This is a genomic window from Dyadobacter endophyticus (genome assembly GCF_014641595.1).
Classification (GTDB): Bacteria; Bacteroidota; Bacteroidia; order Cytophagales; family Spirosomataceae; genus Dyadobacter; species Dyadobacter endophyticus.
Window position 1 is genome coordinate 1,325,903 of sequence record NZ_BMIA01000002.1, and the last position, 23,463, is coordinate 1,349,365.

15 protein-coding genes are annotated in these 23,463 nt (G+C 50.1%); 6 read left to right on the plus strand and 9 right to left on the minus strand.

Annotated elements, in window-relative coordinates; genetic code table 11:
* The first annotated feature begins 2 nt into the window (after positions 1–2).
* The 3 genes from IEY24_RS17645 (at position 3) to IEY24_RS17655 (ending at position 4,957) form a co-directional block, all read left to right on the plus strand.
* Positions 3–3,434: a DUF7133 domain-containing protein gene (locus IEY24_RS17645; protein ID WP_188934422.1), complete on the plus strand. Its 3,432-nt coding sequence runs from the start codon at positions 3–5 to the stop codon at positions 3,432–3,434.
* Between the two features lie 119 nt (positions 3,435–3,553).
* Entirely contained in the window at positions 3,554–4,585 is a 1,032-nt protein-coding gene (locus IEY24_RS17650; RefSeq protein WP_188934424.1) for a hypothetical protein, read from the plus strand.
* 27 nt (positions 4,586–4,612) lie between these two features.
* Complete coding sequence (locus IEY24_RS17655) at positions 4,613–4,957, plus strand: DUF6984 family protein (RefSeq protein ID WP_188934426.1); 345 nt, start codon at positions 4,613–4,615, stop codon at positions 4,955–4,957.
* Between the two features lie 4 nt (positions 4,958–4,961).
* Here the strand turns inward: IEY24_RS17655 and IEY24_RS17660 are convergent, their stop codons facing one another.
* On the minus strand, positions 4,962–6,203 hold the full coding sequence (locus IEY24_RS17660) for an MFS transporter (protein ID WP_188934428.1): 1,242 nt from the start codon (positions 6,201–6,203) through the stop codon (positions 4,962–4,964).
* 14 nt (positions 6,204–6,217) lie between these two features.
* Positions 6,218–6,625 carry an alternative ribosome rescue aminoacyl-tRNA hydrolase ArfB gene (gene arfB, locus IEY24_RS17665; RefSeq protein WP_188934430.1) on the minus strand — a complete coding sequence of 136 codons (408 nt, stop codon included), beginning with the start codon at positions 6,623–6,625 and terminating at the stop codon, positions 6,218–6,220.
* 129 nt (positions 6,626–6,754) lie between these two features.
* On the opposite strand from arfB, the gene IEY24_RS17670 reads away from it, so the two are divergent.
* Together IEY24_RS17670 and IEY24_RS17675 are read left to right on the plus strand one after the other, a co-directional pair.
* A complete protein-coding gene (locus IEY24_RS17670; RefSeq protein ID WP_229222530.1) occupies positions 6,755–8,050 on the plus strand; it encodes a DUF6600 domain-containing protein in 1,296 nt (431 codons plus the stop codon).
* 142 nt (positions 8,051–8,192) lie between these two features.
* Positions 8,193–9,212: a GntR family transcriptional regulator gene (locus IEY24_RS17675; RefSeq protein ID WP_188934434.1), complete on the plus strand. Its 1,020-nt coding sequence runs from the start codon at positions 8,193–8,195 to the stop codon at positions 9,210–9,212.
* 47 nt (positions 9,213–9,259) lie between these two features.
* Here the strand turns inward: IEY24_RS17675 and IEY24_RS17680 are convergent, their stop codons facing one another.
* The 7 genes from IEY24_RS17680 to IEY24_RS17710 form a co-directional block, all read right to left on the minus strand.
* The gene (locus IEY24_RS17680) at positions 9,260–10,543 is read right to left on the minus strand and encodes a sugar isomerase (protein ID WP_188934436.1); all 1,284 of its coding nucleotides are present in this window, start codon (positions 10,541–10,543) and stop codon (positions 9,260–9,262) included.
* 68 nt (positions 10,544–10,611) lie between these two features.
* On the minus strand, positions 10,612–12,735 hold the full coding sequence (locus IEY24_RS17685) for a bifunctional aldolase/short-chain dehydrogenase (RefSeq protein ID WP_188934438.1): 2,124 nt from the start codon (positions 12,733–12,735) through the stop codon (positions 10,612–10,614).
* Positions 12,736–12,987: 252 nt separating this feature from the next.
* A complete protein-coding gene (locus IEY24_RS17690) occupies positions 12,988–14,751 on the minus strand; it encodes a T9SS type A sorting domain-containing protein (RefSeq protein WP_188934440.1) in 1,764 nt (587 codons plus the stop codon).
* Positions 14,752–14,835: 84 nt separating this feature from the next.
* The gene (locus IEY24_RS17695) at positions 14,836–16,482 is read right to left on the minus strand and encodes a leucine-rich repeat domain-containing protein (RefSeq protein ID WP_188934442.1); all 1,647 of its coding nucleotides are present in this window, start codon (positions 16,480–16,482) and stop codon (positions 14,836–14,838) included.
* A 182-nt stretch (positions 16,483–16,664) separates the two neighbouring features.
* Positions 16,665–18,776: a prolyl oligopeptidase family serine peptidase gene (locus IEY24_RS17700; protein ID WP_229222532.1), complete on the minus strand. Its 2,112-nt coding sequence runs from the start codon at positions 18,774–18,776 to the stop codon at positions 16,665–16,667.
* A gap of 11 nt (positions 18,777–18,787) precedes the next feature.
* Positions 18,788–20,674 carry a CocE/NonD family hydrolase gene (locus IEY24_RS17705; RefSeq protein ID WP_188934444.1) on the minus strand — a complete coding sequence of 629 codons (1,887 nt, stop codon included), beginning with the start codon at positions 20,672–20,674 and terminating at the stop codon, positions 18,788–18,790.
* Positions 20,675–20,683: 9 nt separating this feature from the next.
* A complete protein-coding gene (locus IEY24_RS17710) occupies positions 20,684–21,607 on the minus strand; it encodes a PE-PGRS family protein (protein WP_188934446.1) in 924 nt (307 codons plus the stop codon).
* A gap of 92 nt (positions 21,608–21,699) precedes the next feature.
* On the opposite strand from IEY24_RS17710, the gene aspS reads away from it, so the two are divergent.
* Positions 21,700–23,457: an aspartate--tRNA ligase gene (gene aspS / locus IEY24_RS17715; protein ID WP_188934448.1), complete on the plus strand. Its 1,758-nt coding sequence runs from the start codon at positions 21,700–21,702 to the stop codon at positions 23,455–23,457.
* Positions 23,458–23,463: the final 6 nt, after the last annotated feature.

Consider the following 23,463-nt stretch of genomic DNA (forward strand, 5'->3'; position numbering starts at 1 on the left):
CAATGATCTCCAAAAAACATCTCAAAACACCTCTAACCCTGATGGCGGCTACCACTATCGCGGTAGTGTCGTGTATGAAAATGGCCCCCATGTCGTCGGGACCGGTCGTGAAGACCAACAGCACCAAAGTGGTCGTCAAAGAAGACGCTGCGACTGGCAAGGCAAGGGCCAAAGAAATACGCGAAAAAACGGTTGTTAAACTCGCCGACGGGTTAAAACTAGACCTCTGGGCATCCGACTCCCTCGCTCCTGACCCCGTTGCGATTGCAATGGACGATGCAGGAAGAGTTTATCTCAACCGGACCAACCGCCAGAAAAACTCTGAATTCGACATCCGCGGCCACCGCAACTGGATCACCGAATCCATTGCATTGCAGACGGTGGAAGACCGTCGCAAGTTTCTGCATAAGACATTCGCGCCTGAAAAAAGCAAGGAAAACAACTGGTTAAAAGATCTCAATGGCGACGGTTCGCACGACTGGAAGGACCTTGCCGTGGAGAAAGACGAAGTTTGGCGCATTGAAGATACCGACAACGATGGGATCGCCGACGTATCGATGCGTATCCTCGACGATTTCTTCGACGAAGTTTCCGACGTTGCAGGAGGCTTGCTCGTACGTGCGAAAGACATTTTCGTCACCATCGCCCCGGATGTGTGGCGTTTGAGAGACACCAATGGCGACGGCGTGCTGGACGAAAAAACTTCCATCAGCCACGGCTATGGCGTCCATATCGGTTTCAGCGGACACGGAATGTCCAATCCGATTGAGGGGCCGGATGGCAAGATTTACTGGAATATCGGCGACATCGGCGCCAACATTACTACTGCCGAAGGCGTAAAACACGAGCATCCCAACTCGGGTATCATCGCACGCTCCAACCCGGACGGCAGCGATTTCGAAATCTTCGCGCACGGGCTGCGTAATACGCACGAATTTGTGTTCGATGAATATGGTAACCTGATCAGCTCCGACAATGACGGTGACCATCCGGGCGAAAGCGAGCGCCTGGTACACGTGGTGGAGGGTTCGGACGCCGGCTGGCGCTCCAACTGGCAGTATGGTAAATATACCGATCCTAAAAACAACAGCTATAAGGTATGGATGGATGAAAAGCTGTTCAAACCACGCTGGGAAGGCCAGGCTGCTTACATTATCCCTCCTATTCAAAATTTCCATAATGGCCCGACCGGTATGCAATACAATCCCGGAACGGCTTTGGGTAAGGATTGGAAAAACAAATTCTTCCTCGTTGAATTCGTGGGTAACCCCGCGCGTTCGCCGATCTGGTCATTCGGTTTGAAGCCCAAAGGCGCTTCGTTCGTTTTGGATGGGGAGAAAAACATCCTTACAGGTATCCTGCCAACTGGTATTCGCTTCGGCCCGGACGGCGCATTGTATGTTGCCGACTGGATCAACGGTTGGGATACAAAAAACTACGGCCGCGTCTGGAAACTGGATGTTACCGACGAAAAAAACGACTTGAAAGCGATCCGTACCGAGACCAAGCGTTTGATGCAACTGGATTATACCAAACAATCCGACGATGCATTACTGCCATTGCTTTCGTATGAAGACATGCGCATTCGTCAGAAAGCACAGTTTGAACTCGCTTCAAGAGGTGCAAAAGGTGCTGCGGTATTGAGCAAGGCCATCGAACAAAAGGGCAATCAGTTCGGCCGAATTCACGGAATTTGGGGAATGGGACAACTGGCCCGCCAAGAGAAGTCGTATGCCAATGTGCTGATGACTCTGCTGAAAGATTCGGATGAAGAAATTACGGTTCAGGCTGCAAAAGTACTGGGTGATGCCAAAATCGCGGAAGCCGGGCCGATGCTGATCCCCATGTTGGCGAGCAAAAATCCACGCGTGCAGTTCTTCGCAGCGCAGGCGCTGGGCCGCGTGAAGGACAAGAATGCGGTGCAGCCGTTGATCGATATGGTTAAAGCCAATAACGACCAGGACGTGTACATCCGTCATGCGGGTGTGCTTGCGCTTTCCCGCATAGGCGAGGTGGCACCGATCGTCGCATTGGCCAACAGCCCTGAAAAATCGTTGCGCATTGCCGGAGTGCTCGTGCTTCGCCGGATGAAGAACGAGCAGATCAGCGCGTTCCTGAAAGATAAGGACGAATACATCGTAACAGAAGCTGCTCGCGGTATTAATGACGACTTGTCCATTCCGGCAGCATTACCAGCTCTGGCAGCTGTTTTAAAGGAAAAAGGGTTCACATCGGAGCCATTGCTGCGCCGGGCTATCAATGCAGCCCTCCGTGTGGGCGGCGATGCACAATTGAACGACCTCATCGCATTCGCAAAGCGTAAGGATGTCGACAAAGCAATACGTGCCGAAGCGTTGGCAACGCTGGGGACCTGGGCAAGCCCTTCGGTAACCGACCGTGTCGACGGGCGTTACCGTGGTCCGATGGAGCGCGATCCCGCTGGTGTGAAAGCGAAGATCAAACCGGTGGTTGCCGATCTGTTGCAGGAAAATGAGCCTGCAATCCTGATCGCTACCGCGCAAATGCTGACGAACCTCAATGTGAGCGATAACAACGCGGCCCTCGCAAAAATCCTGAATGACAGCAACGATCCGAAAGTACGTGCGGCAATGCTTGTGGCATTGAACGACCTGAAATATACGGATATGGAAACCGTCATGAAAAAAGGTATGAGCGACGCCGACGCCGACGTGCGTACAGCCGCATTGGGCATGGTAGGAAGCGTTAATATGTCGAAAGAAGCATTAACGGATATTTCCAATGCTATTTTCGAAAAAGGGAGCGTCCGTGAACAGCAGCAAATCCTGAAAGTACTGGGAAGCCTGCCGGTTGCTAAAACGGAAACCATTTTCACGGGCCTGATCGGTAAAATGGCGGATAACAAATTGCCGCAAAACCTGCTGCTAGACCTCGGCGAGGCTGTCGATTCGACCAAATCGAGCACATTACTCGCCAAAATAGCACCGCTCCGCAAGCAGGGTAGCACCGCAGCCGACTATCAGGATGCACTGTTTGGTGGAAACGCGCAGGCGGGCCGTCGCTACTTCATGACGAGTTCGGCTGCCGAATGCGTGCGTTGCCACTCGATCGGCGGACAGGGCGGAGAAGTTGGCCCTAACCTTTCGAACATCGGCAGCGTCCTCACGCGCGAGCAAATCCTGCAAGCACTCGTGGAGCCGAGCGCGCGCCTGTCGCCTGGTTTTGGAATGGTCATGCTCACGCTAAAAGACGGTACTTCCGCAGCCGGGATCCTGGCCCAGGAAAACGAGCATGAACTGATCTTGAAAACCTCGGAAGCAGAGCCGCTGAAAATCGCCGTTTCACGCATTGTCAAACGCGAAAACGTACCATCGAGCATGCCACCGATGGGTAATATCATGTCAAAAAGAGAGATTCGCGACGTGGTGGAATTCCTTTCGGGCTTGAAGAAGTAACCGATAGATCGCTAAATAAAGTAAGCCCCGGAATTTTTAATTTCGGGGCTTACTTTTATGGGCCGATTATCGCATCTTGCAAAGGCAGGATTTTAATTCATCAACACCAAAAAATTCGAATGGAATTCGACAAAAAAGAAGCGGAGGTTGTCAACCGGGCGATTCAATCCTGGGAAGATGAGGCTCGCATTTCGAAGGAACTCGCGACGGAGTTACGGACCAGTTACAGCGTCCGGAATGCAAACGTGGATGCAATTGCCATTTACGCCCTGATTTCGGCGATTTCGTGCGGGTTGCTGGCTTTTGGGGCGCTGGTGTTGGATGAGAAATGGATTGAATTGCTGCGCAAGCGGTGGGGTTTCTCCGAGAATATCGTTGGTATATTGTTCACATTCGTGGCGGGGCTTTTCGTGTACCTGGCCAAGCGGCGCATCGGTAATTCTACGGGCGCGAAAGCAAGCAATGAGGTTTACAATATCGCTATCATTCTGACAGTCGCAATCGCGATCACCTACTGGACGCGTGGGTTGCTTGATGGCCCAGGCAACTATGCATTTCCGCTGCTTTTTGCTAGCATTGCCTATGCCGGAGTCGCTGTTTTCCTTCGATCAACATTGCTCTGGATCGCAGCGATTATCGCACTGGCAGGCTGGTGGGGTGCGCAAACGCATTACTGGTCGGGCGGGAGCTTTCGCTTCCTGGGCATGAATTACCCGCTTCGTATGACGGTATTCGGGCTGGTGATCTGGGGGATGTCGTGGGTAGTCGGGCAAGTACGCTCACTTGCCTTTTTGAAGGATGTGACTTTTACAATTGGCCTACTGCTGTTTCTCGTCGCTGGCTGGACCTTGTCGATTTTCGGTAACTATGCCGACTATGAAGGGTGGAAGATGCTTAAACAAAGTCACTTCTGGTTCTGGGCAGTCGGTTTTACACTGGTACTGGCGGGAATGCTTTATTATGCATTTCAATACAAGCAGGAAACCTTGCGCGACCTTTGCCTCGTTTTCTTCTTGCTGAATATTTATACCCGCTATTTCGAATATTTCTGGGATCGTACCAACGCAGGGATTTTCTTTGCATTGCTGGCGTTATCCTTTTGGTTCGTAGCCAAAAAAGCCGAGCAGTGGCGCGGCAAAACCGCCGGCTGAGCCTTAATTTTAGTTAAATACCTTATCATGAGCAATATCAGACCCATCCGCCCCGAAGAAGTTGACTTGATCCATTTCCTGCTCGAAAAACTGGAATTCGATCCGATCGATTATCCTGTGAGTGAAATGGTGGATGAATATGAAGGTGGGAAAATGGGTAGTATCAGCCTTGGCGGCGATGTGAATGCTTACGCAGGAGACCTGATTCAGGCCGAGTACGTCGATATCGATAACACGCCGGTGGTCATTACATTGACACAGGATACCAACGGCCGATTGCTCGACCTCGATTTTTGGAAAGTAGATTTCACCAAATTATTGGAATACCCCACTCCCGACCGGCTGATATTCGGCAAGACGCCCGAGGAATAACCCGTTACTCCTCCTCGTAATCCAGCTCCTTGCCATAAGTTTCCTCCATCTGCCAGAGCGATAGCAACGCCAGCGAAAAGCATAATGCGCCCACAATAGCGCCTGAATGCAAAACGCCCGAATCCTTTTTCAGGAACTGGAACAATGGCAACGTGAGCAAAACCGTTGCACGTACATTATTGGCAACCGATGTAGTGACCGTCGCGCGCAGATTGGTACCGAATTGCTCGGCCGTGGTAGTGAGGAACATGGCAATGTAGCCGATCGAGAAGCCAAGCCACATGTAACAAATGTACAATGTAGTGGCATTGTTGATGCCTCCGGAAAGTAACCACACCACGCCAGCCAGCGTCATCAGCATCATCAGCAATATCGCTTTTCGCCGTGAATGCATCCATTGGCTCAGTATCCCGCTAAAAAAGTCGCCTGTGACAACGCCTATGTACGTGTATAGCACGCAGGTACCCGCCTGGACTTCGTCGGTAATTCCTAGCGCTTTGGCAAATTCGTTACCAAAAGTGGAGTAAATGCCTATTACCATGTACGTTGGCAAACCAATGCCCATGCACCGCACATAGCGCACGAACCGCGACCAGCTGGTGAATATCGTCCACCAGGGCACAGGCTTGGAGCCCCGTTTTTCCAGACTTTTATTAAAAACAAAGGATTCGAGTACATTAATGCGCAAAATCAGCAGAATCAATCCCATACCTCCGCCGATGAAATAGGCCATCCGCCAGTCCGTAAGTTTTACAGCAAAAAACGCTGCAATGGCACCGGCCAGGCCTACACTTGCCACAACCGAAGCTCCGTAACCTCGTAATTCCTTTGGCAATATCTCGGCTATCAATGTAATGCCGGCGCCCAGTTCACCTGCCAGGCCGAAACCCGCAATAAACCGCAGCATCGAATAGATTTCAACATTTTGAGTAAAACCACAGGCGATATTCGCCAGCGAATAGGTCAATATCGAGCCGAAAAGGACGGACCGACGGCCGAGCTTATCCCCCAATATCCCCCACATAAAACCACCGACAAGCAGCCCGGCCTGCTGCCAGTTGTAAATGTTAGCGCCAATCTGCGAGATTTCCTCTTCCGAAAGCCCGAGGTCTTTCAGGCTGGGAACGCGCACGATATTGAAGAGCAGCAAATCGTACACATCCACGAAATAGCCCAGCGAGGCTACGATGACGGGTAATGTAAGTACGGCGCTGAGTTTGGGCTGAACAGGCATGACGGCGGTCATAAAGGTGTTTTCGTTTATTCGTCAAAAGGTTTGCGGCGCATCGACTTAATGGCGGCGTTGCGTTGTTTGGCCTTCAATCTGTCAAGTTTGGAGGCCAATGTAGGCCTGGTAGCTTTGCGGTCTTTTTCGACGGTAAGTGCCTGGCGGACGAGGCGATCGAATTTCTCGACAACCTTTTCCTTGTTGGCCAGCTGCGAGCGCTCAGTCTGGTGATATAATACGAGCACTTTACCGTTCGTTAATCGGTTGGATAATTTTTCGGTCAGCTTTTGCTTGTCCTCGCCGGTCAGGAATTGCGAATTCGGGATATCAAAACGCAGTTCTACCTTTGTTTCGACCTTATTCACATTTTGCCCTCCCTTACCACCGCTCCGGGCTGTCTGAAAGACGAGTTCGGAATGCAGGATTTCAGGATTTATCATTGGTAATTAAAGTTTTGTTAACACGTGTTAATGTCCGGCGGGGCCATTAAACCAGAATCTAAAAGTAACGTCCAAGAATCGATTTTTAAACAACAGGAAAACAATTAAAAACATAAAGTCATGGACACCATGCGTACACTAAGAATAATCGGTCTGCTCATTTTAATGCTCGGCGGTGTTTCGGTTTCTAACAAAACCCAGGCACAACCCGGTTTCAGGATCTCATTTGAAACTTTCTATGACGAGCTTTCTCCCTACGGCCGGTGGGTGCGTAATCCGCATTACGGTTCCGTCTGGATCCCCGACGTTCCCCGTGGCTTCCAGCCCTACTCCACCGCGGGTTATTGGGAACAAACGGAATATGGAAACACCTGGGTTTCGGAATACGATTGGGGCTGGGCTCCATTCCACTACGGCCGCTGGTCTTACGACGACTATTACGGCTGGTTCTGGGTACCCGATTACGAATGGGGACCTGCGTGGGTTAACTGGCGCTCGGGTGGCGGCTACTACGGCTGGGCACCGCTGGGGCCGGGTGTGAATATCAATGTGTCGATCAATATTCCGTCGTTCTGGTGGGTGTTTGTACCGCAACGCTATGTACTGAGTCCCAGCTGGCATTCTTACTGCGCTCCGCAACGACGCGTATCGCATTATTACAACAACACCGTGGTAATTAACAACTATTACCGAAACAATAACCGCACGTATGTATACGGCCCGCGCCGCGACGAGATCGAACGTATTACCCGCAGAAGCGTACCTGTACGTACGATCGACGCCAGCCCGAGAGGTCGGGGACGGGTGATTATCGCCGACCGCGGCAATGGCCGGTACGACTATGGAACCCGTGACAACGACCGCGGAGGCCGCACCATCGACGCCAACCCGCGTATCGACAGAAGCAACCGCAACGACGATAACCGCGTTGAACCTGGTGACAATTCAAGACGTGGCTCGCGTAATCCATTCGAAGACCGTAACAATGGCCGTAACGAACGCAACCGCGAATCGAATGATAATCGCAGCGATCGCTACGAAGCTCCCAATCCGGGCCGAAATGACCGCTACGAAACGCCGAATCCAAGCCGGAATGATCGCAACGAAGCACCTAACCGCTCGGAACGCAACCGCGACTACGGCAACCCGGGCAATAGCCCCGAACGTAACGGAGGCTTTGGTGGACGTGCCGAACGCGTGGAACGTCCGAACATTGAACGCCCTGAAAGACAGGAACGCAGCAACCGGACATTCGAACCGGCACCGCGCGTAGAACGGCAGGAAAGAAGCGCACCGGAGCCACGCAGCAACGACCGTGGTAACCGTGGCGGCGACAACGGAGGCGGCAATCGCGGCGGCGGCGATAATGGAAACCGTGGCGGAGGCGGCGGTTCCAGCGAACGCAGCGGCAGAGGACCAAGATAATTGCAAGCCTTAACATAAAAACAACCCGGCGGGATAGTAGTATTCTCCACCGGGTTGTTTTTGTTTATGAAGACTTTCGATTTACGTTTCGAAAACAGATAAAAATGTTATTTTTAGCTTGATCCCCAACCCACGGTATTGAATGGAAATACAATTTGACATTGAGTTCAAAGAGAGTGCACCCAAGTACATGCAAATCATCAAATCGCTTTTGCAGGCGATTAGTAAAGGAAAGCTGAAACGAGGCGACAAGATCCCTTCTATTAACCAGTTAAGTGAAGAATACCTGCTTTCCCGCGATACCGTCGAAAAGGCCTACAAGCACCTCATCAAGGACGGCGTGCTGATTTCAGTTCGCGGAAAAGGCTATTTTATCAACCGAGTGGATATTGAAACGTCGCTGCGCATTTTGTTGGTTTTTAATAAGATCAGCAACTATAAAAAACAGGTTTACAATGCATTTGTTGAGAATATCGGCCGCAATGTGAACGTCGACCTGCATATTCATCACTCCAATACCAATATTTTCAAAAACCTGATCAAGAATAGCCTGGGCGAGTACGACTATTATGTGATCATGCCGCATTTCTATGAAAAAGCAGAGGAGGCTATCGAAACGCTGAAAATGATCCCGCCTGAAAAGCTGATCCTGCTCGACAAGGACATCGAGTTCAACAGCAAAAAGCATTCGTCCGTTTTCCAGAATTTTGAAAAGGACATTGTATATGCGCTCAATGAAGCCGTGGATTTATTGAAGGTTTACAGAAAGCTGATCCTCATTTTCCCCACCATGATCCGCTATCCGAAGGAAATCATCAAAGGTTTCCGGATTTTCTGCATCCAGCACGAGTTCGAGCACGAGATCATGTATGATTTTCATGAAAACGGCGTGGCTGTGCAGGATACGGCTTATGTGGTGATTGAAGAAAATGATCTGGTGAATCTGATCAAGAAGTGTAAAGAACAACAACTTACCGTTGGGAAAGACATTGGCATTATCTCCTACAACGAGACACCGCTGAAAGAAATCTTGCTCGACGGCATTACCACCATCTCCACCGACCATGAGCAAATGGGTAAAACTGCGGCAGAGATTATCAAGGAAGGGAAGCGGGCGATTGTCAAAAACCCGTTTACGCTGATCAGGCGGAAGTCGCTTTGATGGATGTCAGTCTGAGCGGACGGGGCCGCCCGCTCAGACTGACATCCTTAAAGCCCCGTCGCTACCGTCAGCTTACCACGCTCGTTAAGCAGCTCATTGCGCACACCCAGGTGACGGTACAGACCGATCGGGTCGAGCGAGCCGCCGCTCAGGCGCATGGCCTCGCGTACGAGCGGGCGCACATCCGTGCGGAATGCGTTTTGCAGGATTTGCTGGGCAAATACCACGTCGTTTTCGACCCGAGCCTGTTCCAGTTTTTTGCTATCGACGAGCAAAGCCTGCGCCTGTGCGATCAATATTGCTTCTACCGATTGCAGCAAATCTTCCAAAGGATCTTTCACATTGTGGCTGGCGTCGATCATCCATGCGTAAGTATCGCTTGCGCGGTTGGCGCGTTTCATACCTTCTACAAGCTCAACGAAGATCAGGAACAGCTGGTAAGGACGGATAGCGCCTACGGTAAGGTCGTCATCGCCATATTTAGAATCGTTGAAATGGAAACCAGCCAGTCGGCCTTCCATCATCAATGTCGCTACAATTTGCTCGATGTTTGCATTAGGCAAATGGTGTCCCAAATCAACCAGTACATCCGCTTTCGGACCGAGTTTCTGACAGAAAAGCAGCGAACTGCCCCAGTCCTGGATCACGGTTGAATAGAAATTGGGCTCGTAGGCTTTGTATTCCACATAAACCTTCCAGTCGTCGGGCAATGCTGCATAGATTTCCTGCAATGATTCGAGCGTGTTCTGGAATGCCCTTACAAAATTCGACTGACCCGGGAAGCAAGAGCCGTCCGAAAGCCAGATCGACAATGCTTTGGAACCGAGGTTCTCGCCGTGTTTAATTACTTCAATATTGTGTTCGACCGCCTGCTTTCGCACCTTCGCGTCTACGTGCGAGAGCGAGCCGAATTTGTATGAAAGCGCCTGGTCCTTCTGGTCCTGGAATGTATTCGAGTTCACCGCATCGAATTTCAGGTCCAGCGATGCCGCGAGGTCTATAATCGGTTGGGCCTGGCCTGGAATGTCCCAGGGAATATGCAGCGAAATAGAGCCGCTGGAACGGTTCAATGTGTGCAGCAAGCCTACATCTTCGATTTTCTCTTCCAATGAACGGGGCTCTCCTACTCCCGAGAAACGCCCAAAACGTGTACCGCCGGTGCCCAATGCCCAGCTCGGAATCGCGACCTGGAATGCTTCCAGCAATTTTACAATGTCTTTGGCATTGATCCCCTGCTCACCCAGCTGCTCTTGGAGGAATATGAACTGGTTGTTATGCCGCGAAAACAGGCTGTCGTTATGCTGGTCGATCTGATATTGTTCAATTTTCATCTGGATAGAATTAAAAAGACTTGGCAAGTTGAAAAACCCGCCAAGTCTGATTTAACATATTTTGATCATTAGCGAAGGAATGCCGCAGGAACACCGCCGTCGACGTTGATCACGTTTCCGGTGCTTTTGTTGAGCAAGCCGCTCACGAAAATGTACACGCCGTTTGCGATGTCGTCCGTATGGATTTCCGCATTCAGCACGGTTCTTTTTGCATAGTAAGCCGGCAGTTCTTCCACTTTAATGCCGTATGCTTTCGCACGTCCGGCAGCCCAGCCGCTTTCCCAGATCTTGCTTCCGGCGATTACCGCGTCCGGGTTCACCACGTTCACGCGGATTCTGTCCGGGCCGAGTTCAGCAGCCAAAAGGCGCGACATATGTTGCTGAGCAGCCTTGGCCGTTCCATAAGCCACGTTGTTCGGGCCGGAAACGATACCATTCTTGCTAGCGATGTTGATAATATCGCCGCCCAGTCCTTGCTGACGCATGATAGCAACCGATTCCTGCGATACCAGGAACTGGCCTTTTACCAATACATCCTGCAAAATATCCCAGTCTTTGATCGTAGTATCCGCCAATGGTTTCGAGATCGACAAACCTGCGCAGTTTACCACGATATCCACACCGCCGTATTTCAGTTTAGTCGCATGCAATGCAGCTTTGATCGCCTCGTCGTCGAGCACGTTCGCCACGGTCGTATCCGAAAAGTCCTTGCCGAATTTCGCATCGAATTCCGCTTTGGTTTCGGCCAATGCTTTTTCGTCGATATCCGAAATCACCACGCAAGCACCTTCCTGCAACAGTTTCTGAGCGATTGCCTTGCCGATACCGCCCGAGCCGCCGGTTACGAATGCGACTTTACGCGATACCGATTTTTCTTTCGGCATACGCTGCAATTTCGCTTCTTCCAGCAACCAGTATTCGATGTCGAATGCCTCCTGCTCGGGCAATGAAACGTAAGAAGAGATCGCCTCGGCGCCTTTCATTACATTAATTGCATTAATATAAAACTCAGCCGCAACGCGGGCAGTCTGCTTGTCTTTCGCGAACGAGAACATACCTACACCTGGCAACAGGATAATCACCGGGTTCGGGTCACGCACGGCGGGGCTGTTGGAATGCTTGCAACGTTCGTAGTAAGCAATGTAGCCTTCGCGGTATGCTTCAAATTGCGGGCGAATGTGTTCGAGGATTTCGGCGTCGGCCGCTTCCAGTTTTTCGAATGGCAGGTCGAGCACCAACGGACGGATCTTCGTGCGCAGGAAGTGGTCGGGGCAGCTGGTACCGAGTGGCGCCAGTTTGTCCAGATCATGGCTCGCGATGAATTCCAATACACGCTCGTCATCGGTAAAGTGACCGATCATCGCCTGTTGCTCGGAAGCCAGACCGCGCAAATAAGGCGCCAGCTTGCCCGCTATTGCAGCGCGCCGCTCTTTCGGCTCGCTTTCCAGACGCGCGCCCCCGAAAACGGGACGGCTCTTGCCATAGTTCTCGGCCAGGTATTCCGACGCTCTTTCGATTGTATCGAGCGTATTAATGTAAGATTCGTAAGCAGTATCACCCCAGGTGAACAATCCGTGACCACCCAATACGATACCGCGAATGCCCGGATTGTCGTTCAATGCCTGTTCGAGTTGCAGACCCAGGTCGAAGCCCGGACGCTGCCAGGGCACCCACGCCAGTTCTCCGTTGAACAGTTCTTTGGTAATGGCTTCACCCTCTTTCGATGCCGCGATCGCGATCAGTGCATCAGGGTGCAGGTGATCGATGTGCTTGAAAGGCAGCAAGCCGTGCAGCGGCGTGTCGATAGACGGAGCCTTTGATTTCAGGTCGTAAATGCAATGGTTGAACAGCTCCACCATTTCGTCTTCGAATTCGAGTCCGCGGTAAATGCTTTTCAGGCTGTGCAGGCGGTCGACATACAGACCGGCCAGTCCGCTTCTTGTTAAAGTACCAATATCGCCACCTGAACCTTTGATCCACATCACTTCCACGGGGTTGCCCGTCAGCGGATCTTTTTCGATGGTTTTACAGCTCGTGTTTCCACCAGCATAGTTGGTCAGGCGAAGATCTGCACCCAACAGATTTGAACGGTACAGAAGAAGTGCTACCTGATCATCACCCAGGGAAGCGGCCTTCTCTTCATCCCATAAATAGCTTACATACCTGTACTGGCTTACTTTAGAACTGCTCATATTTGTTTCCTGATTTTTTATCATTTTGAGGTAAAAGCGCTTCTTTCCTGAAAGTATTTTAACAGATTAATACTACTCTGAACTTATGTGCAAGATTAGGAAACTTAGCAATGCACACCGTCCTGTTGTATCCTGCATGTTGAAATAATTTGAGAATTAATGTGAGAATTGGAAGTTTTTGTATAAAACAAATGGCCTGAACCATGCTTGTAACAGTTCAGACCATGAAAAACAGAAATAACCTTACTGTACCTATCGCTTTATTAGCAATTTCTTCGCGACATCGCCGATCTTGATCGTGTAAATCCCTTCTTTCAAATCTTTCAAATCGAGCTTACCGCCTACCAGTGCTGCGTCGGTAACCACCGACCTGCCCGCTGGCGTAAAAACCGACACTATGTCATTACCACCCGTTCCTTCTACCGTCAGTTCAGTCTGTGCCGGGTTCGGGTAAATATTGATCACCGCTTTTCCGGCCCTTACCACAATTACTTTCGAATGTTCAGACTTCCCGTCATAATCCAGCTGCTTCAAACGGTAATAGCCTGTTGCCAGCGGACTGAGATCGGTAAAGTGATAAAACTGATCATCTTTTGTATCGCCACTTCCGTCCACAAAACCAATCTTCTCGAACGTCCGCGCATCGGCGCTGCGTTCGATTTCGAAGCCTTTGTTGTTGGTTTCGGAAGTAGTTTTCCAGGTGAGTTTGGTTTGGTTGGATTCGGATTTGCCTCGAAAGTCAACTAGGGTTACGGGGAGCGTAGCACTATAAGTCTCACTTACGAGCATCAAAGTCGTCACGACGGAATTATTCACCGTAACATAATAATTTCCGTCTTCCTGTATCACAAATGTACTATCGCCGGTTTTCGTGGCCACCAATTCGCCAAAACGATACCAACGGTAGGTATTATTGGCAAGTGTCCCGCCCGCATACACCGACAATACTTTGTTATTGATAGTAATCGGCAGATTCTGTTGTTGTATACCGCTCGAAAGTTTGGGAAAGTTTTCCTCCAACCCGTCAAAAGTAAATTTGTTGCCATACAAAGTCAGCGCGCCTGGGTCGAAATTGCTGACGTTTGGCAAGCGACGACCTAAGTTATTCTCAGAAAATACCATTTTCCGAATCTGGGTGAGGTTATTGATAGTAGCAGGCAAGCTACCAGACAATTCACAATCTGTTATGACCAGGGTATTCAGTTTCGCCAGATTTCCAATTTCTGCGGGAACATTTCCGCTCTGCCGAATACCTGCAAGCATTATGGATGTCGCATTTACAAGGTTGCCCAGCTCTTTAGGTATTTGCCCCGAAAATCCGGCATAGGTAATCGTCAATGAATTTAAGTTAACAAGGTTCCCGATCCATCCCGGTATGGCACCCGAAAATCCCGGCGTTTGTATCGACAACGTTTTGATCGTCGTCATGCTACCAATTGCAGACGGCAGGTTACCGAGGTTGGGAATCGAGGGCAATGCCCTTCCTGCAAGAAGTGAAAGACTTTCCAGATTCGTCAGGTTTCCAATCGACTCAGAAATAGGCCACAAAGGAGTAAAGGAAAGCGTTTTTAAGCTTGTAATTCCCCAAAGCACATCGATTCCTTCCATGCCGAAAAAATTGTCGACCAGATTTAGATTTTCGAGATTGGTCAGGTTTGCGAACTCTGCAGGAATTTTTCCCGTCAACGGCGGATACAGGTTCAGTCCATGGTTTGCTAGCGAAAGATCCCGGAGTGCTGTAAGGTTTCCGATTTCCGGAGGAAGCTGCCCGCTCAGTTCATTACCTCCGAGATCGATACTCACTACGCGACCATTCTCGCAGGTAACTCCGAACCAGCCGCAGGGACTATCTCCTGGCTGACTAGGCAATGGCCAGGGGTTGTCGCGTTCGGAATACCAATTTGGGCCACCGGCGGCATTATAGAGTGCAACCAATGCGAGCCGGTCTCCTTCGAGCGTTTGTGCGAAAGAATTGATTGAACAAAGAAGAAGAAGGAACGATAAAACTTGTTTCATACATGAACTTTATGACAATAACTTTCCCATAAAGTTCATGTTTTTCTATTAAATATTTACAATCGGTTACAAACTTCCACTACATTATTTGCTGATCAGCAATCTCCTCGTGTCTGTTCCGATTTGGATAGTATACAGGCCAGGCTTTAAAGATTGTACGGAAACAGGTTTTCCTGCATCAGCTTGCGTTTTCAAAACAATCCGGCCAGTCTCATTCACAACTTGCAGATCCTTCACACCTTCAAAACCCGAAGCGATCACTTCGTATGAAGCAGGATTAGGATAAATTTTAAATACGGCGTCGCTTCTTTTCAGCTTGATGATTTTGGAGTATTCAGATTTCCCGTCATAATCCAGCTGCTTCAAGCGGTAATAGCCTGTTGCCAGCGGGTTGAGATCGGTAAAGTGATAAAACTGATCATCTTTTGTATCGCCACTTCCGTCCACAAAACCAATCTTCTCGAACGTCCGCGCATCCGCGCTGCGTTCGATTTCGAAGCCTTTGTCGTTGGTTTCGGAAGTAGTTTTCCAGGTGAGTTTGGTTTGGTTGGATTCGGATTTGCCTTCGAAAGAGACAAGGGTTACGGGGAGTCTAACCGACACGTGGTCTTTTGTAATCAACGTCAAACCCGGCACCAGGCTGTTCGTCACTTCTACCCGGTAAATACCCTCCCCATCCAAATCTATGTATCGGTCACCGGTCTGCGTCGTAGTCAGTGCATTGTTCTTAAACAGTTTGTATGTATTATTAGCCTCCGTGCCGCCCGCGTAGACTTCAATGCTAGCTGCTGTACAACCCAGGCACAACGGATAAGTCAATTGCGCATCGATCAAATCTTGCTCCAAATATTGATCAAGGCGGCTGATATTGGACTCCATACCAGAAAAGTTGAAGGCATTATTATTGATTCTTACCTCAGCGGCCACAGGAATCCCAAGAACATTAGGGATCGGACCAGTCAGATTATTGTATGACAAATCCAGTTTCGTCAGTTTGGTCAGGTTATTGAATGAGGCTGGAATAGTACCGGTAAGCGCGTTCTGGCTCAAATCCAGTACTTCCAGATTCGAAAGCAAGCCTATTGAGGACGGAACAGAGCCAGTGGCATGAGCATTGCGCAGGATCAGTGTTTTCAGCTTTGTGAATGTTCCAAAAAACGACGGAATCGAACCTAAATTCGTCGAAGTCGGAAAGGGATAATCTTCTGCTGCCATCCGCAGATATTCCAGATTGGTGAGATTAGCAAAGCTTGTCGGCACGTTCCAATATGGCGTTATGGATAAATGCTTAAGATTCGTGAGACTACCTATGACCTGAATATTCGGCCCCTCTATCCTGTTTTCACTAATATCCAGGTATTCCAGGTTAGTCAGGTTACCCAGTTCCGCGGGCAGATTTCCCTGGAACTGAGGAAGCTCATCCCCTGCTCCCGAAAGGTCTAGATGTTTCAAAGCGGTTAGGCTTCCGACTGCTGCCGGTATCGCTCCATAAGCATCATTCTGTTCCATAATGAGACTGGTCACACGCCCGCCTTCGCAGGTAACTCCATACCAGCCGCAGGGATTATCTCCTGGATTTCCGGGGACAGTCCAACCGGTATTGTTAAACCAATTATCCCCACCGGTAGCCTGGTAGAATGCGATGAGCGCCAGCCGGTCTGTTTCCAGCGACTGACTATAAGATTGCAGGGAAATAAAAAGGCACAAGAGCACAAGCAGACATTTCTTCATAGCGTTGCTAAAAGGTTAAGTAAAGTCCTGATGAACGTTGAGCGGGTGCCTGGGCTGGCAGAAAGACGCAGCCGGTACTATAAGAATATTGTATATACAAATGTAACCGAATGCACAATAGAATGCGCACCGGTTACAAAAAATTATTGAAGTTTAATACTAGATTACACGCTACCAGTCAATCACTTCCAGGTGAGGCCCATATTGCGGAAGAGGAATGCGTAAATGTCCGCCTGGGTTTCCAGGGCTTTTTTGGTGTTGCTCGCCCCATGACCGGAATTGGTATCGATCCGGATCAACAAGGGATTGGAGGATGTTTTGCCGGCTTTTGCCTGCAACTCAGCAGCGTATTTAAAAGAGTGTGCGGGAACTACGCGGTCGTCGTGATCGGCGGTGGTGATCATCGTGGCGGGGTAATGACCGCCTGCTTTGATGTTGTGAAGCGGGGAATAGCCGTACAATACCTTGAACTCCTCGGCATTATCACTGCTTCCGTAGTCGGCAATCCAGTTCCAACCGATGGTGAATTTGTGAAAACGGAGCATGTCCATTACGCCCACAGCGGGTAATGCCACTTTGAAAAGCTCGGGACGCTGGTTCATAACCGCCCCTACAAGTAACCCGCCGTTGGAACCACCCTGAACGGCCAGTCTTTCGGGAGAAGTGTATTTTTCACGAATCAAATATTCCGCCGCAGCGATGAAATCATCAAACACATTCTGCTTTTTCAGCTTCATGCCCTGCTCGTGCCATTTTTCACCATATTCGCTGCCACCTCTCAAATTGGCCTGAACAAATATACCGCCCTGGTTGAAGAACGGGATACGGGTAGGGCTAAACGCGGGCGGCAAGCTGACATTGAAACCACCATAACCATACAGGATTGTCGGATTGGTACCATCCAATTTCAAGCCCTTTTTATAAGTAATGAATGCAGGAATGCGGGTTCCGTCCTTGCTTGGGTAAAATACCTGCTTCGTTTCGTAGTCCGATGGCTTGAATGCCACTTCGGGTTCGCGGAAAACGCTGCTTTTACCGCTCGCAATGTCATATCGGAAGATCGTCGAAGGATAATTGAAAGAAGTATAGGTGTAGAACACGAAGGTATCCTCTTTATCCCCTCCAAATCCTGCCGCAGAACCCAATCCGGGCAGTTCGATTTCACTTTCAACAATACCCTTGGGATCATATACGGACACGCGGCTCGTGACATCTTTCAAATAGGAAGCAAACAGCTTCCCGCCTGCCAACTGTGCGTATTCAAGCGGTTCCTTGCGCTCTGATAACACTGTTTCCCAATTCCGGCCAGCCGTTTTGAAAAGCATAACCTTGCCATTCGGTGCATTATCGTTGGTTTCTACCAGGAAATCCGCGCCGATGTTTTCGATAATGCGGAAACTGGCGTCCGTGATCTCCTCCCGGATCGGGACAAAACGACTTTCACCCTTTTTCAATACCCACACCCCGTTACCGTCTTTCCCCTTTCCACGATCGCTCACAGTCAGGACCGCATATTCCTCGTCCTCGGTCGTGCCGACAGTGTGGAAACGCTGCGGGTTCGCGGGATCTTCGAACACCAGCCTATCCTCCGCCTGTGCCGTACCGACGCGGTGAAAGAACACCTGGTGATTTTCGTTTTTGGCAGCCAATGCGCTGCCATCCGGCTTGGGGTAGCGACTGTAATAAAAGCCATCGCCCTGCCATGAAGCTCCCGAAACTTTCACCCATTCCACTTTGTCGGCGAGCATGGAGAGGTCTTTCATATTCATCACCTGGTATTCCTGCCAGTCGGAGCCGCCTTTCGAGAAGCCGAATACCGCATGGGCTCCGTCTTTGGACAAACTGAAAACAGTAAGCCGTGTAGTACCATCGGGCGAAAGCTTGTTCGGATCGATCACTACTTCCGGCGTGCCATTCAGGCCTTTCTGGCGGTACAACACGGCCTGGTTTTGCAAACCATCGTTTTTGTAGAAATAGAAATACTCCCCTTTCTTTCTGGGTGCGGAATATTTAGGGTAGTTGTAAGCCTTTTCCAGGTCCTCAAATATCTTTTTCTTAAACGGGATCGCATTCAGATACCCAAATGTGACTTCGTTCTGCTCCTTTACCCACTCCGCTGTTTCCTCGGAACGGTCGTCTTCGAGCCACCGGTAGGGGTCGGCCACTTTCACACCGTGGTATTCGTCGAAATGCTCCTGCTTTCTCGTTTCAGGATATTCCAATTGCTGAGCATTGCCTTGTACCGACAATGCTGATGCTGCCATTAAAGTCATCAGAAAAAATTTTGAATCCATAAAAACGGCCGCTATTTAATGATCTCCACTTCCAGGGAACTTGGAGCTCCGGCCTGATGATAAATCGTGTGTTTAGCAGTGGTAAAATCCGAATCCTCTGCTTTGTAGATATTCCCTATGTACTTCTGCGGGTTGCGGTCGAACAGCGGGAATGCCGTGCTTTGCACTTGCACCATCACGCGATGGCCCTTTTTGAAGGTATGCAGCACATCCTGCAAACGGAATTTCAGATCGGTAATTTTGCCCGCAACAACCGGTTCCGGTTTTTCGAAACTGTTACGGAAGCGGGCACGCATTACTTCGCTCCGTACCATTTGCTGATAACCGGCGAGTACCACTTTCGGATCGGGCATATAGGCGTGGTTCTTTTCGTCGTCAGGGTAAACGTCGATCAGTTTCACAAAGAAATCGGCATCGGTACCGGTGGTGCTAAATTTCAGCAAGGCATTAATTTCGCCTCCAAGGGTAAGGTCTTCGGTCAGGATATCCGTTTCGAAAACGAGCACGTCGGGGCGGGTCCCTGCAAAGCGCTGGTCTTCCGACATATATTCAAATGGCGTAAAACCCGACATTTGCTTGTAATTGGCCGTGTAAGGCACCGGTTTCGACGGGTCGCTCACGTATTCGGTCACCGATTTGCTTTCTTTCGGCGCATCGAAATCCAGTTTACCTTTTGAATGGAAATAAAGCTTGCGTTTTTCCGCATTTGCTACCGGCCATTTATCGAACGTCTTCCATTCTTTTTTACCCGTGTCAAACAAATAAGCCTCCGGTAGGCCGGTCTTTCCGTCACCGGCTTCCTTCAAAAAGTGCTTGAAGAATTTCGCTTCAATATTGTTTTGGTAAAAAGTAGCAATGCTATCGCCAAAATAAATGTCGTTGTGCAAAGTATGCCCGGTTTCGCGGCTCCACCGGCCGTGCCCAAATGGCCCTACCACCAATGTATTGTACATGGAAGGATTGTTCCTTTCCAGTGTTTTATAGGTATTCAAAGGGCCATACAAATCCTCGGCATCGAACCAGCCACCCACGGTCATGAATGCATGTTTCACGCCTTTCAAATGCGGCAGGATATCGCGTTTTTTCCAGAACTCATCTTTATTGGGATGCTCGACGGTCTCTTGCCAGTAAAAATTCTTTGAATAATATTTGTCAAAATTCTTCAAAGAACCCATTTCCAGGTTGAATGTATAACCGTCCGGCTTTGGCGTGAACATTTCGCCCGCAAACCAGGAATCCGTGGTTGGCTTCGGCGGCTTGATGCCGAAAACCGGGAACGTGAGGTAATATCCCTGCGTAAATGCACCGTTGTGATGGAAATCATCGAAAAAGAAATCGGCGATCGGTGCCTGCGGCGACGAGGCTTTCAATGCGGGGTGACCGGCCAACGCGCTGGCTGTCGTATAAAAACCGGGATACGAAATGCCCCATTGCCCCACACGGCCATTGTTGTTCGCGACGTTTTTAAGCAGCCATTCGATTGTATCGTAAGTATCCGAGGCCTCATCGACGTCGTTGTTACCTTTTTTCTGGTCGATATGCGGCGTCATGTTCGTCCACACGCCCTCGCTCAGGTAGCGGCCGCGCACATCCTGGTATACGAATATGAACTTGTCGCGCATCAGCGTCGGGCTCGGGCCCAGTCGCGGCGGGTATTTATCGGCACCGTAGGGAGCCACGCTGTAACACGTGCGCTGCATTAAAAAGGGGTATTTCTTGTCGGCAGAAGCATCCTTGGGCGAGTAGACGATCGTATGAAGCTTCACGCCGTCCCGCACCGGAATGTCGTATTCCGCTTTCGAATAATTTTCGCGGATGTATTGCTCGTCGGATGCAACTTGTCCATAAACATGCTGAGCCAGCACGATGAGTGCTGCCCGAAGTAGATTTTTGATCATAGTTTGTGATTATTTTCTCTTATAAAAATTCAGTGATACGCTCGCGGCATTTCCCTTTTCACTCAGTGTGTAAAACCCCTTATTTTCATTTTCGAAACAGATCGCCTCACCTTGCGGTTCAAGGGCCACTATCAAAGTTTTGTTCGCGGATTTAACGAGCGTCTGGCCGACAGTTTCACCAGTACTTCTTTTCCAGTAATATACCGCCAGATAGGTACGCACGACGATTTCACCTCCGTCTTTGGAAATGCTGCCCGCGGTAGCAAGTGCAACGCCCGGTACAGTACCTATTTTTTCGGCAACCGTTACATCGTTTGCCGATTGCGGGTAGGCCAATCTGTAAATATTGGTATTCTGCATTTCCTTCGACAACACGAAAATATCCTTCGTTACCGGGTCAACGATCAGTGCTTCGGCATCGCGGGCGCCGTCGGGATAGCTGAAAGTGATCTTTTGCAATGCATTCTGGTTAAAAGAACCGTCGATACCGGTGATTTCAGGGATGCGGTAAATGGTATTGGTGGAAGTAACCGGCTGATTATTGTTACCAATGTCGGCGATGTACACATACGACACGCCATTATCCGGTCCCGGGCCTACCGCCACTTCCTCCCAGTCGTGGTTATTGCTGCCGGGTACATTATATTGTTTGATGCTTTTCCCGTCCTTGCTGACCAGGTACAACGAATTGGGCTGACCGGAATCCTGGATCGTCCAGAGGTAACCGGGCATCGAGGCGCTTGCTGCCATACCCGATGCTTCGTCGATCACACCGGCGGCGACCGGGAACTGTTCGGGGGTTGTTTCGAACTGGTCGGAGTTGCCATTTCCGCCGGGTGACGGCTCCGGGTCGCTGCATGAACAGGTTACGGAAAAAACAAGTGAAGAAAGTAGCAGCCCCACTCGTCCGCCCACGCTGTCATATATTTTCATAGAAAACACTTCATGTTAGATTTGCTAAAAATACGTACTTTTGCCGCATTTATTATCAGCGACTTTCATTATATCAGTATTAAAATAGTTATATGTTACGTACACATACCTGCGGGGAATTAAGCTTAGGACATGTAAATCAAGACGTTGTATTATGTGGTTGGGTTCAGCGTGTCCGCGACAAAGGAGGCATGATCTGGCTCGATCTGCGTGACCGTTACGGCATCACCCAGCTTCTTTTCGAAGAGGGCAAAACCCCTGCAAATGTGTTGGAAACTGCCCGCTCGCTAGGCCGTGAATTCGTGATTTCGGCCAAAGGTTCGGTGATCGAACGTCTGTCTAAAAATGATAAGATCGCCACCGGCGACATCGAAATCCGCGTGGCAGAACTCAGCATTCTGAACCCCGCGAAACTGCCCCCGTTCCTGATCGAAGACGAAACCGACGGCGGCGACGATATCCGCATGAAATACCGCTACCTCGACCTTCGCAGAAATACGGTTCGTCAAAACCTCCAACTACGTCACCAGGTTGCACGTTACACCCGCGCTTACCTCGACAATCTGAATTTCATCGAAGTAGAAACGCCGGTTCTGATCAAATCCACACCGGAAGGCGCCCGCGATTTCGTAGTACCTAGCCGGATGAACCCCGGAGAATTTTATGCTTTGCCCCAATCGCCACAAACATTCAAACAGCTTCTGATGGTGGCCGGTTTCGACCGTTACTATCAGATTGTAAAGTGTTTCCGCGACGAGGATTTGCGCGCCGACCGTCAGCCTGAGTTCACCCAGATCGACTGCGAGATGTCGTTTGTAACCCAGGAGGATGTGTTGAATACATTCGAGGGTATGATCCGCGAGCTTTTCTCGAAAGTGAAGGGATTCGACCTGCCGACAGTTCCCCGCATGACTTACGCCGATGCCATGCGTCTCTATGGCTCCGACAAGCCGGATATCCGTTTCGACATGTCATTTGTCGAGCTGAAAGGCGAAGACCGGGACCTTACTTCCGGAAAAGGTTTCGGCGTATTCGATGATGCCGGCCTTGTGGTGGGTATCAATGCTGCCGGCTGCGCGGGTTACACGAGAAAGCAGGTCGACGAGCTGACCGACTGGATCAAGCGCCCGCAAATTGGTGCGAAAGGATTGGTCTATGTGCGTTACAATACCGATGGATCGATCAAATCGTCCGTTGACAAATTTTACACAGAAGAAGAACTTAAAAAATGGGTTGAAGCGTTCGATGCTAAACCGGGCGATCTTTTATTGATCCTTTCGGGACAAGGTGATAAAACCCGCAAGCAACTTAATGAGCTGCGCCTCGAAATAGGCTCGCGCCTGGAGCTGCGCAACCCCGACGAATACCGGGCCTTATGGGTGATCGACTTCCCTCTGCTGGAATTTGGCGAGGAAGAAAACCGCTGGTTTGCAATGCACCATCCATTCACCAGCCCGAAACCGGAGGATATCGGCCTGCTGGATAAAAATCTGGGCCTCGTAAGGGCGAATGCATACGATATGGTTATCAATGGCGTTGAAGTGGGCGGAGGTTCTGTCCGGATATTCGAGAAAGAACTGCAGCGTAAAATGTTTGAAATCCTCGGGTTCTCGGCTGAGGAAGCGCAGGAGCAATTCGGCTTCCTGATGAATGCATTTGAATTCGGCGCACCTCCTCACGCCGGTATCGCATTTGGTTTCGACAGGCTTTGCTCTATTTTCGGCGGTGCCGATTCGATCCGGGATTTCATCGCATTCCCCAAGAACAACTCCGGGCGTGATGTGATGATCGATTCACCTTCGGCGATATCGGCTGGGCAATTGAAAGAGCTGGCAATTAAGGTGGACTGATCCGGC

What these genes read in the sequence shown, in the direction of transcription:
- IEY24_RS17685 (WP_188934438.1), bottom strand. Translation starts at nt 12,735, where the DNA reads ATGAGCAGTTCTAAAGTAAGCCAGTACAGGTATGTAAGCTATTTATGG.
- IEY24_RS17670 (WP_229222530.1), top strand. Translation starts at nt 6,755, where the DNA reads ATGCGTACACTAAGAATAATCGGTCTGCTCATTTTAATGCTCGGCGGT.
- IEY24_RS17695 (WP_188934442.1), bottom strand. Translation starts at nt 16,482, where the DNA reads ATGAAGAAATGTCTGCTTGTGCTCTTGTGCCTTTTTATTTCCCTGCAA.
- IEY24_RS17675 (WP_188934434.1), top strand. Translation starts at nt 8,193, where the DNA reads ATGGAAATACAATTTGACATTGAGTTCAAAGAGAGTGCACCCAAGTAC.
- IEY24_RS17680 (WP_188934436.1), bottom strand. Translation starts at nt 10,543, where the DNA reads ATGAAAATTGAACAATATCAGATCGACCAGCATAACGACAGCCTGTTT.
- IEY24_RS17655 (WP_188934426.1), top strand. Translation starts at nt 4,613, where the DNA reads ATGAGCAATATCAGACCCATCCGCCCCGAAGAAGTTGACTTGATCCAT.
- aspS (WP_188934448.1), top strand. Translation starts at nt 21,700, where the DNA reads ATGTTACGTACACATACCTGCGGGGAATTAAGCTTAGGACATGTAAAT.
- arfB (WP_188934430.1), bottom strand. Translation starts at nt 6,625, where the DNA reads ATGATAAATCCTGAAATCCTGCATTCCGAACTCGTCTTTCAGACAGCC.
- IEY24_RS17650 (WP_188934424.1), top strand. Translation starts at nt 3,554, where the DNA reads ATGGAATTCGACAAAAAAGAAGCGGAGGTTGTCAACCGGGCGATTCAA.
- IEY24_RS17700 (WP_229222532.1), bottom strand. Translation starts at nt 18,776, where the DNA reads ATGGATTCAAAATTTTTTCTGATGACTTTAATGGCAGCATCAGCATTG.
- IEY24_RS17705 (WP_188934444.1), bottom strand. Translation starts at nt 20,674, where the DNA reads ATGATCAAAAATCTACTTCGGGCAGCACTCATCGTGCTGGCTCAGCAT.
- IEY24_RS17690 (WP_188934440.1), bottom strand. Translation starts at nt 14,751, where the DNA reads ATGAAACAAGTTTTATCGTTCCTTCTTCTTCTTTGTTCAATCAATTCT.
- IEY24_RS17710 (WP_188934446.1), bottom strand. Translation starts at nt 21,607, where the DNA reads ATGAAAATATATGACAGCGTGGGCGGACGAGTGGGGCTGCTACTTTCT.
- IEY24_RS17645 (WP_188934422.1), top strand. Translation starts at nt 3, where the DNA reads ATGATCTCCAAAAAACATCTCAAAACACCTCTAACCCTGATGGCGGCT.
- IEY24_RS17660 (WP_188934428.1), bottom strand. Translation starts at nt 6,203, where the DNA reads ATGACCGCCGTCATGCCTGTTCAGCCCAAACTCAGCGCCGTACTTACA.